General features: G+C 67.1%; 11 protein-coding genes. 1 reads left to right on the top strand and 10 read right to left on the bottom strand.

The window, feature by feature from the left end; all coding sequences use genetic code 11:
- Position 1 precedes the first annotated feature (1 nt).
- The 3 genes from rplC to ACFPA8_RS00435 form a co-directional block, all read right to left on the bottom strand.
- Positions 2 to 646 carry a 50S ribosomal protein L3 gene (gene rplC / locus ACFPA8_RS00445; protein ID WP_045867034.1) on the bottom strand — a complete coding sequence of 215 codons (645 nt, stop codon included), beginning with the start codon at positions 644 to 646 and terminating at the stop codon, positions 2 to 4.
- 16 nt (positions 647 to 662) lie between these two features.
- Positions 663 to 971: a 30S ribosomal protein S10 gene (gene rpsJ / locus ACFPA8_RS00440; RefSeq protein WP_016909683.1), complete on the bottom strand. Its 309-nt coding sequence runs from the start codon at positions 969 to 971 to the stop codon at positions 663 to 665.
- 817 nt (positions 972 to 1,788) lie between these two features.
- On the bottom strand, positions 1,789 to 2,763 hold the full coding sequence (locus tag ACFPA8_RS00435) for a GlxA family transcriptional regulator (protein WP_386440516.1): 975 nt from the start codon (positions 2,761 to 2,763) through the stop codon (positions 1,789 to 1,791).
- Positions 2,764 to 2,832: 69 nt separating this feature from the next.
- On the opposite strand from ACFPA8_RS00435, the gene ACFPA8_RS00430 reads away from it, so the two are divergent.
- The gene (locus ACFPA8_RS00430) at positions 2,833 to 3,795 is read left to right on the top strand and encodes an NADP-dependent oxidoreductase (RefSeq protein ID WP_386440513.1); all 963 of its coding nucleotides are present in this window, start codon (positions 2,833 to 2,835) and stop codon (positions 3,793 to 3,795) included.
- Positions 3,796 to 4,073: 278 nt separating this feature from the next.
- On the opposite strand, the gene panD is transcribed toward ACFPA8_RS00430, so the two are convergent.
- The 7 genes from panD to ACFPA8_RS00395 form a co-directional block, all read right to left on the bottom strand.
- Complete coding sequence (gene panD / locus ACFPA8_RS00425) at positions 4,074 to 4,505, bottom strand: aspartate 1-decarboxylase (protein WP_386440510.1); 432 nt, start codon at positions 4,503 to 4,505, stop codon at positions 4,074 to 4,076.
- A gap of 158 nt (positions 4,506 to 4,663) precedes the next feature.
- Entirely contained in the window at positions 4,664 to 5,857 is a 1,194-nt protein-coding gene (tuf, locus tag ACFPA8_RS00420; RefSeq protein ID WP_386440507.1) for an elongation factor Tu, read from the bottom strand.
- 220 nt (positions 5,858 to 6,077) lie between these two features.
- The gene (gene fusA / locus ACFPA8_RS00415; RefSeq protein WP_386440504.1) at positions 6,078 to 8,201 is read right to left on the bottom strand and encodes an elongation factor G; all 2,124 of its coding nucleotides are present in this window, start codon (positions 8,199 to 8,201) and stop codon (positions 6,078 to 6,080) included.
- Between the two features lie 39 nt (positions 8,202 to 8,240).
- The gene (gene rpsG / locus ACFPA8_RS00410) at positions 8,241 to 8,711 is read right to left on the bottom strand and encodes a 30S ribosomal protein S7 (RefSeq protein ID WP_045867030.1); all 471 of its coding nucleotides are present in this window, start codon (positions 8,709 to 8,711) and stop codon (positions 8,241 to 8,243) included.
- Positions 8,712 to 8,713: 2 nt separating this feature from the next.
- Positions 8,714 to 9,085: a 30S ribosomal protein S12 gene (rpsL, locus tag ACFPA8_RS00405; RefSeq protein ID WP_003948652.1), complete on the bottom strand. Its 372-nt coding sequence runs from the start codon at positions 9,083 to 9,085 to the stop codon at positions 8,714 to 8,716.
- 283 nt (positions 9,086 to 9,368) lie between these two features.
- Positions 9,369 to 9,881, bottom strand: coding sequence for a DUF1707 and DUF4190 domain-containing protein (locus ACFPA8_RS00400; protein WP_386440500.1), 513 nt, complete (start codon positions 9,879 to 9,881; stop codon positions 9,369 to 9,371).
- A gap of 77 nt (positions 9,882 to 9,958) precedes the next feature.
- Positions 9,959 to 13,858: a DNA-directed RNA polymerase subunit beta' gene (locus ACFPA8_RS00395; RefSeq protein ID WP_386440497.1), complete on the bottom strand. Its 3,900-nt coding sequence runs from the start codon at positions 13,856 to 13,858 to the stop codon at positions 9,959 to 9,961.
- Positions 13,859 to 13,872: the final 14 nt, after the last annotated feature.

Here is a 13,872-nt window from a genome sequence, read left to right as displayed (position 1 = left end):
CTCAGGCCCCCTTGGCCGCTGTACGGACCAGGACGAGGCCGCCGTTCGGACCGGGGACTGCGCCCTTGATGAGCAGCAGGCCCTTCTCCGCGTCAACGGCATGGACGGTCAGGTTCTGGGTGGTGACCCGCTCGTTGCCCATGCGGCCGGCCATCCTGGTGCCCTTGAAGACACGGCCGGGGGTGGCACAGCCGCCGATGGCGCCCGGCTTGCGGTGCACGCGGTGCGCACCGTGCGAAGCCTTGCCGCCGCGGAAGCCGTGGCGCTTCATGCCACCGGCGAAGCCCTTGCCCTTGGACTTACCGGTCACGTCCACCTTGCCGCCCGACTCGAAGGTGTCGGCGGTGATCTCCTGGCCGAGGGTGTACTCGCTGGCGTCAGCGGTACGAAGCTCGACGAGGTGGCGGCGGGGAGTGACGTCGGCCTTGGCGAAGTGGCCCTTGAGGGGCTTGTTCACCTTGCGCGGGTCGATCTCGCCGAAGGCGATCTGAACGGCTTCGTAGCCGTCCTTGTCTGCGGTGCGGACCTGGGTCACGACATTGGGCCCGGCCTTGACGACGGTCACGGGAACGACGCGGTTCTTGTCGTCCCAGACCTGGGTCATGCCGAGCTTCTCGCCCAGGACTCCCTTGATCTGCTTAGCCATCTTCTTCCCGCACCCCTCAGAGCTTGATCTCGATGTCGACGCCGGCCGGGAGGTCCAGACGCATCAGCGAGTCAACGGTCTTGGGCGTCGGGTCGAGGATGTCGATCAGACGCTTGTGGGTGCGCATCTCGAAGTGCTCGCGCGCGTCCTTGTACTTGTGCGGCGACTTGATGACGCAGTACACGTTCTTCTCAGTGGGCAGCGGCACCGGGCCTGCGACCGACGCTCCAGTACGGGTCACCGTTTCGACGATCTTCTTCGCCGAGTTGTCGATGACCTCGTGGTCGTAGGCCTTGAGCCGGATGCGGATCTTCTGTCCCGCCATGGCTACTTCGTAGTCCTGTCTCTCGTAACGCTCCGGAACCCGTGGGTGCCGTCCTCCGACCCGACCATCCGACCCACGCGGTCGGGCGTGTCGGCTTCCTTCCGGCAACGAGCCCGCGACGGATCGCGGCGTGTTCCCTGCGAGAGGAAGGAGTCGGGGGTACAGACCCACCAGGTGCCTGGCTGGAAGCCCCTCCTGCACTTCCCGGAAGATTCCCGTACTTCCGCTCCTGATGAGGAGCGACGAATACTCTGGGACTCGCTTCCAGTCCTCCCGGCGGGAGGCGTGCAGCATCGGCACTCAACCGAGCAACCTGCACAGTGTGCCACATGGCGTTTGGCTCATGCCAATCGAGCCCAATCGAGCCCTGAGCCCCCGCCCGGGCCCGTTCTCACGCGCGTCCGAAGACCTCCGCCGAGCTCATCCTCGTGTGGAATTCAGCACTTCGAGTGCTCTGTCGATGTGTGCCGGGGTGTTGTGGAGGTGCGGCGCCAGCGAACGGCACCAGGCCGCCGTGTTGAGAAAGGAAGCCGGGCAGCAGACGTCAAGGCTGCGCACCTCTATGTCTTCGATCGTGTACCGGCGCATGCGCTCGAGTCCCCGTCCCCGGGTGTTCGCCCTCACGTGGGCGGACTCCTTCACCGGAGCCGCGGCGGACCTGGATGCGCTGAGCGGGGTCTGTCACGAGGCCGGCGTCCTCTTGTGGTGAACGGCTCGCAGGCGGTGGGCGCACGGCCCGTCGACGTCACGGCGGTACCCGTCGACGCCCTCGTCTCGTGCGGGTACAAGTGGATGTGCGGTCCGTACGGCACCGGCTTCACCCGGCTCGATCAAGCTCGCGGGTACCGGCTTCCCCCTCGGTGGCCCTGAATGTCCGCCGGTACGCCAGGGGGGAGACGCCGATGGCGGCGTGCAGATGACGGCGGAGCGAGGCAGCAGTCGCGAAGCCCACCTTTCCGGCGACCTGGTCGACGGAGAGGTCGCTGCCCTCCAGCAACTGGCGCGCCCTGACGACGCGCTGCTGGATGAGCCATCTGCCCGGGCTCATGCCCACCTCGTCCCGGAACCTCCGGGCGAAGGTGCGCAGACTCATCCCCGCGTGACCCGCCAAGTCGGCCAGGGTCAGCGGCAGATGGAGCCGCTCCAGCGCCCACTGGCGCGTCGCCGCGGTTCCGGCCGCGGTGGCCTCGGGAACGGGGTGCGGGATGAACTGCGCCTGGCCCCCGTCCCGCCACGGCGGCACCACACAGCACCGCGCGACCTCGTTGGCGACCTCGGCGCCGTGGTCCTTGCGGACGAGGTGCAGGCAGACGTCCATTCCGGCAGCGGCACCCGCCGAGGTCAGCACGTCGCCGTCGTCGATGAACAGCACGTCCGCGTCCAGATCCACGTACGGAAACAGGCGCCGGAAGCGGGCTGCCAACGCCCAGTGGGTCGCCGCGGGCCGGCCGTCGAGCCGGCCTGCCGCCGCCAGCACGAAGGCACCGGTGCAGATCGACACCACGCGGGCGTCCCGCGGGATCAGTGCGAGTGCTTCGGCCACCGGCTCCCCCAGCTCCGGGCTCGCTCGACCGACGTCGTACGGGGGAATCACCACCGTTTCGGCCGTACGCAACACTTCGGGGCCGTGCTCCACGGCGATCTCGAAATCGGAGTCGCTGCGTACCGGACGCCCGTCGACGCTGCAGGTGACCACCTCGTACAGGCCGCGAGCCGTACCGAAGACCCTGTGAGGGATGCCGAGCTCGAAGGGATAGACCCCGTCGAGCGCAAGAACCACGACGCGATGCATGGCACGATCGTATCGAATAGTGGCAATCATGCCATTGCCGGTGACCGAGGGCGACGAGAGCCTGAGGGCATGACACAGAACGACACACCCGCCACGATGCGGGCGATCAGCCAGGACGAACTGGGCGAACCAGCGGTGCTGAAGGAAGTGGAACTGGAGCGGCCGGAGCCGGGACTCGGCGAGGTCCTGGTCAGAGTGCGGGCGGCAGGCCTCAACCCCACGGACTGGAAGCACCGGCAGCTCCGGATCTGGCTCGGCGATCCACCGTTCGTCCTCGGCTGGGACGTCTCCGGGGTGGTGGAGGCCACGGGCCTCGGCGTCACCCTGCACCACCGGGGCGACGAAGTCTTCGGAATGCTGCCGTATCCGCAAGGGGCCGGTTCACACGCCGAGTACGTCACCGCGCCGGCGCGGGCGCTGGTCCGCAAGCCCGCCGGACTCACGCACGTCCAGGCCGGCGCCCTGCCGCTCGCCGCACTGACCGCCTGGCAGGCACTCGTCGACACCGCCGGACTCCGCGAGGGGCAGCGGGTGCTGATCCACGCGGCGGCCGGCGGCGTCGGGCACCTGGCCGTCCAGATCGCCAAGGCCAGGGGCGCGCACGTGACGGGCACTGCGAGCGCGGGCAAGCACGAGATGCTCCGCAGTCTCGGCGCGGACGAGCTGATCGACTACCGGGACACAGACTTCGCCGAAGCGGCCGGCGACATGGACGTCGTGCTCGACACCATCGGCAGCGCCGACTATCGCACCCGGTCCCTGCGCGCCCTCCGGCGAGGCGGGATCCTGGTCTCCCTCATCCCGCTGGGCGGGGAGGCCCTGGCCGAAGAGGCCGAACAGCACGGCGTACGGGCCGAGGTGATGCTCGTGGAGGCCGACCACGCGGGCATGAGCGCCGTCGCGGACCTGGCCGAAGCAGGCAGGCTGAACGCGGTCGTCGCCGGCACCTTCCCGCTGGCCGAGGCGGCGAAGGCGCACGAGATGGGCGAGCAGGGCCGTACCGCAGGAAAGCTGGTGCTCGAAGTGGACTGAGGCGATGCGGGCAGCGGGACCGCAGGCGGAGGGCGGTCCGCCGGGGTCCCGCTGCTTGCGGCCGGGGCCCGGGCCTCGCTGCCCTGGGCCTCGCCGCCCGCTGCTCCGCGAACCTAGGGCACGTCGTTTGGATCTTCGCGGGCTCGCGACGCCCGGCCCGCCCATCTGCTGCGTTGTCGGAGTCGCCCGAGTACGCCCAGTACGAGGGCGATCCTCCGCCTGGCATCTGGACGCACCGGACGCCGCTCGCCGACCCACGAAGATCCAAACGACGCACCCTAGCTCGCCGCCACGGCGGGGACGGCTTGCGGACTCCTCGCCGTGTCACTGCCCGGTACCGGCTCGCCGGCGTCCGTGCCCAGTCCGACGATCCGGTTGTCCGCGTCGACGTGTACCACCGCGGGCCGCAGAGAACGCGCCTCCGCGTCGTCGACCTGCGCGTAGCTGATGAGGATGACCAGATCACCGGGGTGCACCAGGTGGGCGGCGGCTCCGTTGATGCCGATCACGCCCGAACCCCGCTCACCCTCGATCACGTACGTCTCCAGTCGCGAGCCGTTCGTGATGTCGACGATGTGGACGAGTTCACCCGGCAACAGATCGGCGGCGTCCATGAGTTCGGCGTCGACCGTCACCGATCCCACGTAGTGCAGGTCCGCCTGAGTCACCGTCGCACGGTGGATCTTGGACTTGAACATGGTGCGCAGCATGAAGTCGCTCCCGCGGAGAGAAGGTCGCGCCCCCGTGGCAGAGGTGCGCGCCGGCACGCCCATCGTAAGTGACGCAACGAAGAGGGCCCGTACGACCGGAGTCGTACGGGCCCTCTCCCCCGGCAGCGATCGCAGCCGGGGACGCTAATGCGTCGAGGTCACTTGTTGATCTTGGTGACCTGGCCGGCGCCCACCGTACGGCCACCCTCACGGATGGCGAACTTCAGGCCCTCTTCCATGGCGACGGGCTGGATGAGCTGGACGCTCATCTCGGTGTTGTCGCCCGGCATGACCATCTCGGTGCCCTCGGGGAGGGTCACGACGCCGGTCACGTCCGTGGTGCGGAAGTAGAACTGCGGGCGGTAGTTGTTGAAGAAGGGGGTGTGCCGGCCACCCTCGTCCTTCGACAGGATGTACGCCTGCGCCTCGAACTCGGTGTGCGGCGTGACCGAACCCGGCTTGATGATGACCTGGCCGCGCTCGACGTCCTCACGCTTGATGCCACGAAGCAGCAGACCGACGTTCTCACCGGCCTGGCCCTCGTCGAGGAGCTTGCGGAACATCTCGATACCGGTGACGGTCGTCGAGGTCTTGGTCTCCTTGATGCCGATGATGTCGACGTTCTCGTTGACCTTCAGCACACCACGCTCGATACGGCCGGTGACGACCGTGCCGCGGCCGGTGATGGTGAAGACGTCCTCGATCGGCATCAGGAACGGCTTCTCGACGTCACGCTCGGGCTGCGGGATCGCGTCGTCGACGGCGTCCATCAGCTTGACGACGGAGTCGGCCCATTCGGCGTCGCCCTCAAGAGCCTTGAGCGCGGAGACCTTGACGACGGGAACGTCGTCGCCCGGGAACTCGTACTCGGAGAGCAGCTCACGGACCTCGAGCTCGACGAGCTCCATGATCTCCTCGTCGTCCACCATGTCCGCCTTGTTGAGGGCGACCACGATGTACGGCACGCCGACCTGGCGGGCCAGGAGGACGTGCTCCTTCGTCTGCGGCATGGGGCCGTCGGTGGCGGCGACCACGAGGATGGCACCGTCCATCTGTGCGGCACCGGTGATCATGTTCTTGATGTAGTCCGCGTGACCCGGGCAGTCCACGTGCGCGTAGTGACGGTTCTCCGTCTGGTACTCGACGTGCGCGATGGAGATGGTGATACCGCGCTGGCGCTCTTCGGGCGCCTTGTCGATGTTCTCGAACGCGGAAGCCTCGTTCAGCTCCGGGTACTTGTCGTGCAGCACCTTGGTGATCGCCGCGGTAAGAGTCGTCTTACCGTGGTCGATGTGACCGATGGTGCCGATGTTGACGTGCGGCTTAGTCCGCTCGAACTTCGCCTTCGCCACTGGGGTCCTCCTGTGGACTGGTGCTGTACACCCTCCACATTCTGCGGAGGGGTTCAGGTGGTCGTTATGAACTGGCCAGGACCCCGAGGGGGTTGCCCTTGACCGGTTCCCTTGGGGGGCTGGCGGCCGGGACCCGGCACAGCCGCCGGACGAGCCGTACGGTCTGTGCCGGAGTGCCCCGAATGCCTTTGCTCCAGCCTAAGGGGTGAGGAACGTCGAGTTACTCGCCCTTGGCCTTCGCGATGATCTCCTCTGCGACGCTCCGCGGAACCTCGGCGTAGGAGTCGAACTGCATGGAGTAGTTGGCACGGCCGGAGGTCTTGCTGCGCAAGTCGCCGACATAACCGAACATCTCCGACAGCGGGACCAGGCCGGTGACGAGCTTGGCGCCACTCCTGTCGTCCATGGACTGAACCTGGCCACGGCGGGAGTTGATGTCGCCGATCACATCACCCATGTACTCCTCGGGCGTGGTGACCTCGACCTTCATCATGGGCTCCAGCAGCGCCGGGCTCGCCTTCCGCGCGGCATCCTTGAACGCCATGGAACCGGCGATCTTGAACGCCATCTCGGAGGAGTCGACGTCGTGGAAGGCACCGTCGAGCAGCGTCACGCGGACGCCGGTCAGCGGGTAGCCCGCCAGCACACCGAACTCCATGGCCTCCTGGCAGCCGGCATCCACGGACGGGATGTACTCCCTGGGGATGCGGCCACCGGTGACCTGGTTGACGAACTCGTATCCGTCACCCTCGAGCGGCTCGACAGCGATCTGCACCTTCGCGAACTGACCGGAACCACCGGTCTGCTTCTTGTGGGTGTAGTCCACCTTGTCGACCGGCTTGCGCAGCGACTCGCGGTACGCCACCTGCGGCTTGCCGACGTTGGCCTCGACCTTGAATTCGCGCTTCATGCGGTCGACCAGCACGTCCAGGTGCAGTTCGCCCATGCCCGCGATGATCGTCTGGCCGGTCTCCTCGTCGGTCTTGACCTGGAAGGACGGGTCCTCCTCGGCCAGCCGCTGGATCGCGACGCCCAGCTTCTCCTGGTCACCCTTCGACTTCGGCTCGATGGCGACCTCGATCACCGGAGCCGGGAACTCCATCGACTCCAGGATCACCGGGTTGCTCGCGTCGCAGAGGGTCTCACCGGTGGTGGTCTGCTTGAGACCCATGACGGCGACGATGTCGCCGGCACCCACCGACTCGATCTCCTCACGCTTGTTCGCGTGCATGCGGTAGATCTTGCCGATGCGCTCCTTCTTGCCCTTCACCGAGTTCATCACCTGCGAGCCGGTGGTCAGCTTGCCGGAGTAGATACGGATGAAGGTCAGCTTGCCGAGGTGCGGGTCACTCGCGATCTTGAACGCGAGCGCCGACATCGGCTCCTCCTCGGACGGCTTCCGCGTCAGAACCTCTTCCGAGTCCTTCACGGAGTGGCCTTCGATGGCCTCGACGTCCAGCGGGGAGGGAAGGTAGCGGGCGATCGCGTCGAGCAGGGGCTGCACGCCCTTGTTCTTGAACGCGGTGCCGCAGAACACCGGGGTGACCGTGATCGTGCCCTCGGCGCCGGTGGAGGCGAGGGTGATGCGGCGGATCGCCGTGTAGAGCTGGTCCTCGGTGGGCTCCTGGCCCTCCAGGTACAGCTCCATCATCTCCTCGTCGTTCTCCGCGACGGCCTCGAGCAGCTTGCCGCGCCACTCGTCGGCGGCCTCGAGGTGCGTGGACGGGATGTCGACTGTGTCGTACATCTCGCCCATCTTCGCCTCGGGCGACCAGACCAGCGCCTTCATGCTGACGAGGTCGACGACGCCCTTGAAGTCCGCCTCGGTCCCGATCGGAAGCTGCATGACCAGCGGAACCGCGCCGAGGCGGTCCACGATCATGTCGACGCAGCGGTGGAACTCCGCGCCGGTCCGGTCGAGCTTGTTGACGAAGCAGATGCGCGGCACGCCGTACCGGTCCGCCTGCCGCCAGACGGTCTCGGACTGCGGCTCGACGCCGGCCACACCGTCGAACACCGTCACTGCACCGTCGAGCACACGCAGCGCACGCTCCACCTCGACGGTGAAGTCGACGTGCCCGGGAGTGTCGATGATGTTGATGGTGTAGTCGACGTCGTTGAGCGGCCAGTGAGTGGTCGTCGCGGCAGACGTGATCGTGATGCCGCGCTCCTGCTCCTGGGCCATCCAGTCCATCGTGGCGGCGCCGTCGTGGACCTCACCGATCTTGTAGCTGCGACCGGTGTAGAACAGGATCCGCTCGGTGGTCGTCGTCTTGCCCGCGTCGATGTGGGCCATGATCCCGATGTTCCGGACCTTGGCCAGGTCAAGTGAAGTGGTAGCCATAAGGCTTCAGTCTTCTCTCGGTCTCGATGGGGTCTGCGACTACCAGCGGTAGTGCGCGAAGGCCTTGTTGGACTCGGCCATCTTGTGGGTGTCCTCGCGCTTCTTCACTGCTGCGCCGAGGCCGTTGGAGGCGTCGAGCAGCTCGTTCAGCAGGCGCTCGGTCATGGTCTTCTCGCGGCGGGCGCGGGCGTAGCCCACGAGCCAGCGCAGCGCGAGAGTGGAGGCGCGGCCGGGCTTGACCTCGACCGGCACCTGGTAGGTGGCGCCACCGACACGACGGGACTTGACCTCGAGGGTCGGCTTGATGTTCTCCAGCGCGCGCTTCAGCGTGATGACCGGGTCGTTGCCGGTCTTCTCACGCAGACCCTCCATGGCGCCGTAGACGATGCGCTCCGCAGTGGAACGCTTGCCGTTCAGCAGCACCTTGTTGATGAGGGAGGTCACCAGAGGAGTGCCGTACACCGGGTCGATGATGACCGGGCGCTTCGGGGCGGGGCCCTTACGAGGCATGCTTACTTCTCCTTCTTGGCGCCGTAGCGGCTGCGAGCCTGCTTGCGGTTCTTGACGCCCTGCGTGTCGAGGGAGCCGCGGATGATCTTGTAGCGAACACCCGGCAGGTCCTTCACACGGCCGCCACGCACGAGCACGATGGAGTGCTCCTGCAGGTTGTGGCCCTCACCCGGAATGTAGGCCGTGACCTCGATCCCGCTGGTCAGACGCACACGCGCGACCTTACGCAGGGCCGAGTTCGGCTTCTTCGGGGTGGTGGTGAAGACACGCGTGCAGACGCCACGACGCTGAGGGGAACCCTCAAGTGCGGGCGTCTTGTTCTTCTCGACCTTGTCCTGCCGGCCCTTCCGGACCAGCTGCTGGATCGTAGGCACAGTTTCTCCGGTTTCTGTGTGCCGTCTCGGTAAAACTAACCTGGGCCACAGCTCCGACCCACGAGGTCGGGTGTGTCGAAGACTGCACGGTCTCGCGCTGAAGCGAGTGGACCTCTCAGGTGAAAGGCATGCAGATTCCGGTGCCGCCGACTCATTTCCCGAGCGTCAGATCCGCTTACGGGAGCGCAGGGGGCACCCCAGGCACAAGGTCAGAGCGTACCTATCGCGTCGTCCCCGGTCAAAACAAGTATCTACGCGGCCGATGAGCGGCTCACAGACGCCCTCACGCCACGATGAACAGCATCATCAGCGCGCCCAGCGAGAGCCAGAGCCAGCCCAGTACGAGCCCCGCCGTCGCGGCGCCCTCGCCCTGCTCACCGGTACGTCTGATCTCGGCCCGCGCCTTGTGACCGAGGATCACCGCGGGGATCGCCGCGAGTCCCCACACCAGGGGCGAGATCAGGCCGCAGATCAGTGCCGCCGTCGCCGCGCTGTTCTGCGGCCGGCGTGGCGGAGCGTACGGCACGACCGGCTGCTGCTGAAAAGGCACCAACTGCCCCTGCGGATGCGGCCGGTGATAGGTGGGGGGCATGGCGCTCGGGCCGTTGGGCACGTCGGCGGTCAGCTGCTGGAGCTCCTCGACGGTACGGGCCGCCAGCGCACGCCCGACGCGGTAGTCGTACTCGTCCCTCGTCAGCCTGCCCTCGGCGTAGGCGGCCTTGAGCACATCGCCCGCTCGGTCCCGGTCCGCGTTTCCCGCCAGCATCCACACCACCCCCAGGACCTCATAGTGCACAGAGGGCGGCCACCCCGGGTAGGGGTGACCGCCCTCTGTAGCAGAGCTATGACCTCGGCTCAGGCCGTCGGACCGGCTCAGGCGTTGTACGGCCCGTAGTCGTAGTCCTCCAGCGGGACGGCCTGACCGGAGCCCGTACCGAACGGCGAGTAGTCGATGTCGTCGTAGCCGACGGCCGAGTACATCGCCGCCTTGGCCTCCTCGGTGGGCTCCACCCGGATGTTGCGGTAACGGGACAGGCCCGTACCGGCCGGGATGAGCTTACCGATGATGACGTTCTCCTTGAGGCCGATCAGGGAGTCCGACTTGGCGTTGATCGCCGCATCGGTGAGGACCCTGGTCGTCTCCTGGAAGGACGCCGCCGACAGCCACGACTCGGTGGCCAGCGAAGCCTTGGTGATACCCATCAGCTGCGGACGGCCGGAAGCGGGGTGGCCGCCTTCCTGCACGACCCGACGGTTCTCGCCCTCGAACTTCGTGCGCTCCACCAGCTCGCCCGGCAGCAGCTCCGCGTCGCCGGACTCGATGATCGTCACACGGCGCAGCATCTGCCGGATGATGATCTCGATGTGCTTGTCGTGGATCGACACACCCTGCGAGTTGTAGACCTTCTGGACCTCGCCGACCAGGTGCACCTGGACCGCACGCTGGCCGAGGATGCGCAGCACGTCGTGCGGGTTCGTGGCACCCACCGTCAGCGCCTGGCCGACGGAGACGTGGTCGCCCTCGCCCACCATCAGACGTGCACGCTTCGACACGGCGTACGAGGTCTCGTCCGAGCCGTCGTCCGGGGTGACGACGACCTTCTTGGTCTTCTCCGTCTCCTCGATCCTGACCCGGCCAGCCGACTCGGAGATCGGCGCGACGCCCTTGGGCGTACGGGCCTCGAACAGCTCGACGACACGCGGCAGACCCTGCGTGATGTCGTCACCGGCCACACCACCGGTGTGGAAGGTACGCATCGTCAGCTGGGTGCCGGGCTCACCGATGGACTGGGCCGCGATGATGCCGACGGCTTCACCGATGTCGACCAGCTTGCCGGTGGCCAGCGAACGGCCGTAGCACATGGCGCACGTGCCGACCGCCGACTCACAGGTGAGCACGGAGCGGGTCTTGACCGTCTCCACGCCGTGGCGCACCAGCTCGTCGATGAGGACGTCGCCCAGGTCGGTGCCGGCCGGGGCCAGCACCTTGCCGTCGACGACGATGTCCTCGGCGAGGCAGCGCGCGTACACGCTGGTCTCGACATCGGCGGCCTTGCGCAGCACGCCGTCCGCACCCTTGGCCGCGATCTCCAGCTTGAGGCCGCGGTCGGTGCCGCAGTCCTCCTCGCGGATGATCACGTCCTGGGAGACGTCGACGAGACGACGCGTCAGGTAGCCGGAGTCGGCGGTACGCAGAGCGGTGTCCGCGAGACCCTTACGGGCACCGTGCGTGGAGATGAAGTACTCCAGCACGGAGAGACCCTCACGGAACGACGCCTTGATCGGACGCGGGATGGTCTCGTTCTTCGCGTTGGACACCAGACCGCGCATACCCGCGATCTGACGCATCTGCATCATGTTCCCTCGGGCGCCCGAGTCGACCATCATGAAGATCGGGTTCGTCTTCGGGAAGTTCTCGCTCATCGCCTCGGAGACCTCGTTGGTCGCCTTGGTCCAGATCGCGATGAGCTCCTGCGTGCGCTCGTCCTTGGTGATCAGGCCGCGCTCGTACTGCTTCTGGACCTTCTCGTCCTGCGCCTCGTAACCGGCGATGATCTCCGGCTTGGCGTCGGGGACGACGACGTCCGAGATGGCGATCGTGACGCCGGAGCGGGTCGCCCAGTAGTAACCGGCCGACTTCAGGTTGTCCAGCGCCGCGGCGACGGTGACCTTCGGGTAGCGCTCGGCCAGATCGTTGACGATCTGCGAGAGCTCCTTCTTGCCGACCGAGTACTCGACGTACGGGTACTCCTCGGGCAGCAGCTCGTTGAAGAGCGCGCGGCCCAGGGTCGTACGCAGCCGGAAGCCGTCGCCGGGCTGCCACTCGGGCTCGCCCTGCTCGGGCAGCGGCGGCGCCCAGTCCGCCGGCGGCACGGAACCGATCGGGAACCGGATGTCGATCTCGGCCTGGAGAGAGAGCTCTCCTGCGTCGAACGCCATGATCGCTTCGGCGGTGGAGTTGAACGACCTGCCGTCGCCGACGGTCTCGCGCTGCTCCTCGGTGGTGGTGAGGAAGAACAGCCCGAGCACCATGTCCTGCGTCGGCATGGTCACCGGGCGGCCGTCGGCCGGCTTGAGGATGTTGTTCGAGGACAGCATCAGGATGCGGGCCTCGGCCTGCGCCTCCGCGGACAGCGGCAGGTGCACGGCCATCTGGTCACCGTCGAAGTCCGCGTTGAACGCGGTGCACACGAGCGGGTGGATCTGAATGGCCTTGCCCTCGACCAGCTGCGGCTCGAAGGCCTGGATGCCGAGGCGGTGCAGGGTCGGTGCACGGTTGAGCAGCACCGGGTGCTCCGCGATGACCTCTTCCAGCACGTCGTAGACGACCGTACGGCCGCGCTCGACCATGCGCTTCGCCGACTTGATGTTCTGCGCGTGGTTCAGATCCACCAGACGCTTCATCACGAACGGCTTGAAGAGCTCCAGCGCCATCGCCTTCGGCAGACCGCACTGGTGCAGCTTGAGCTGCGGGCCGACGACGATCACGGAACGGGCCGAGTAGTCGACGCGCTTGCCCAGCAGGTTCTGACGGAAGCGGCCCTGCTTGCCCTTGAGCATGTCGGACAGCGACTTCAGCGGACGGTTGCCGGGGCCCGTGACGGGGCGGCCGCGGCGGCCGTTGTCGAAGAGCGCGTCCACGGCCTCCTGCAGCATCCGCTTCTCGTTGTTCACGATGATCTCGGGCGCACCGAGGTCGAGCAGACGCTTCAGGCGGTTGTTGCGGTTGATGACGCGGCGGTAGAGGTCGTTCAGGTCGGAGGTCGCGAAGCGGCCACCGTCCAGCTGCACCATCGGACGCAGGTCCGGCGGGATCACCGGCACGCAGTCGAGCACCATGCCCTTGGGGCTGTTGCTGGTCTGCAGGAAGGCGGAGACGACCTTGAGGCGCTTGAGCGCGCGGGTCTTCTTCTGCCCCTTGCCGGTACGGATGATCTCGCGGAGCCGCTCCGCCTCCTCGTCCAGGTCGAAGGTCTCCAGGCGCTTCTGCAGAGCGGCAGCGCCCATGGAGCCGTCGAAGTAGGTCCCGAAGCGGTCACGCAGCTCGCGGTAGAGCAGCTCGTCACCCTCCAGGTCCTGGACCTTGAGGTTCTTGAAGCGCGACCACACCTCGTCGAGACGGTCGATCTCGCGCTGCGCACGGTCCCGGAGCTGCTTCATCTCGCGCTCGGCACCTTCGCGCACCTTGCGGCGGACGTCCGCCTTGGCGCCCTCGGCCTCGAGCTCGGCCAGGTCGGCCTCCTGCTTCTTGGCCCGTGCCTCGAGGTCGGCGTCGCGGCGCTGCTCGATCTGCTGGCGCTCGACTCCGACGTGCGCCTCCAGGGAGGGCAGGTCGCGCGTGCGGCGCTCCTCGTCGACGTACGTGATCATGTACGCCGCGAAGTAGATGACCTTCTCCAGGTCCTTCGGCGCGAGGTCGAGCAGGTAGCCCAGGCGGGACGGAACGCCCTTGAAGTACCAGATGTGGGTGACGGGGGCGGCCAGTTCGATGTGGCCCATCCGCTCACGGCGCACCTTGGCGCGGGTCACCTCGACGCCGCAGCGCTCACAGATGATGCCCTTGAAGCGGACGCGCTTGTACTTGCCGCAGTAGCACTCCCAGTCCCGGGTCGGACCGAAGATCTTCTCGCAGAAGAGTCCGTCCTTCTCGGGCTTGAGCGTGCGGTAGTTGATGGTCTCCGGCTTCTTGACCTCGCCGTGGGACCACTGACGGATGTCGTCGGCGGTGGCGAGGCCGATCCGCAGTTCGTCGAAGAAGTTGACGTCGAGCACTCTCGTCAATCCCT

Origin of the sequence: Streptomyces ovatisporus, assembly GCF_042653885.1 — a bacterium.
GTDB lineage: Bacteria > Actinomycetota > Actinomycetes > Streptomycetales > Streptomycetaceae > Streptomyces > Streptomyces ovatisporus.
This window is presented reverse-complemented; position numbering and strand designations above follow the sequence as displayed.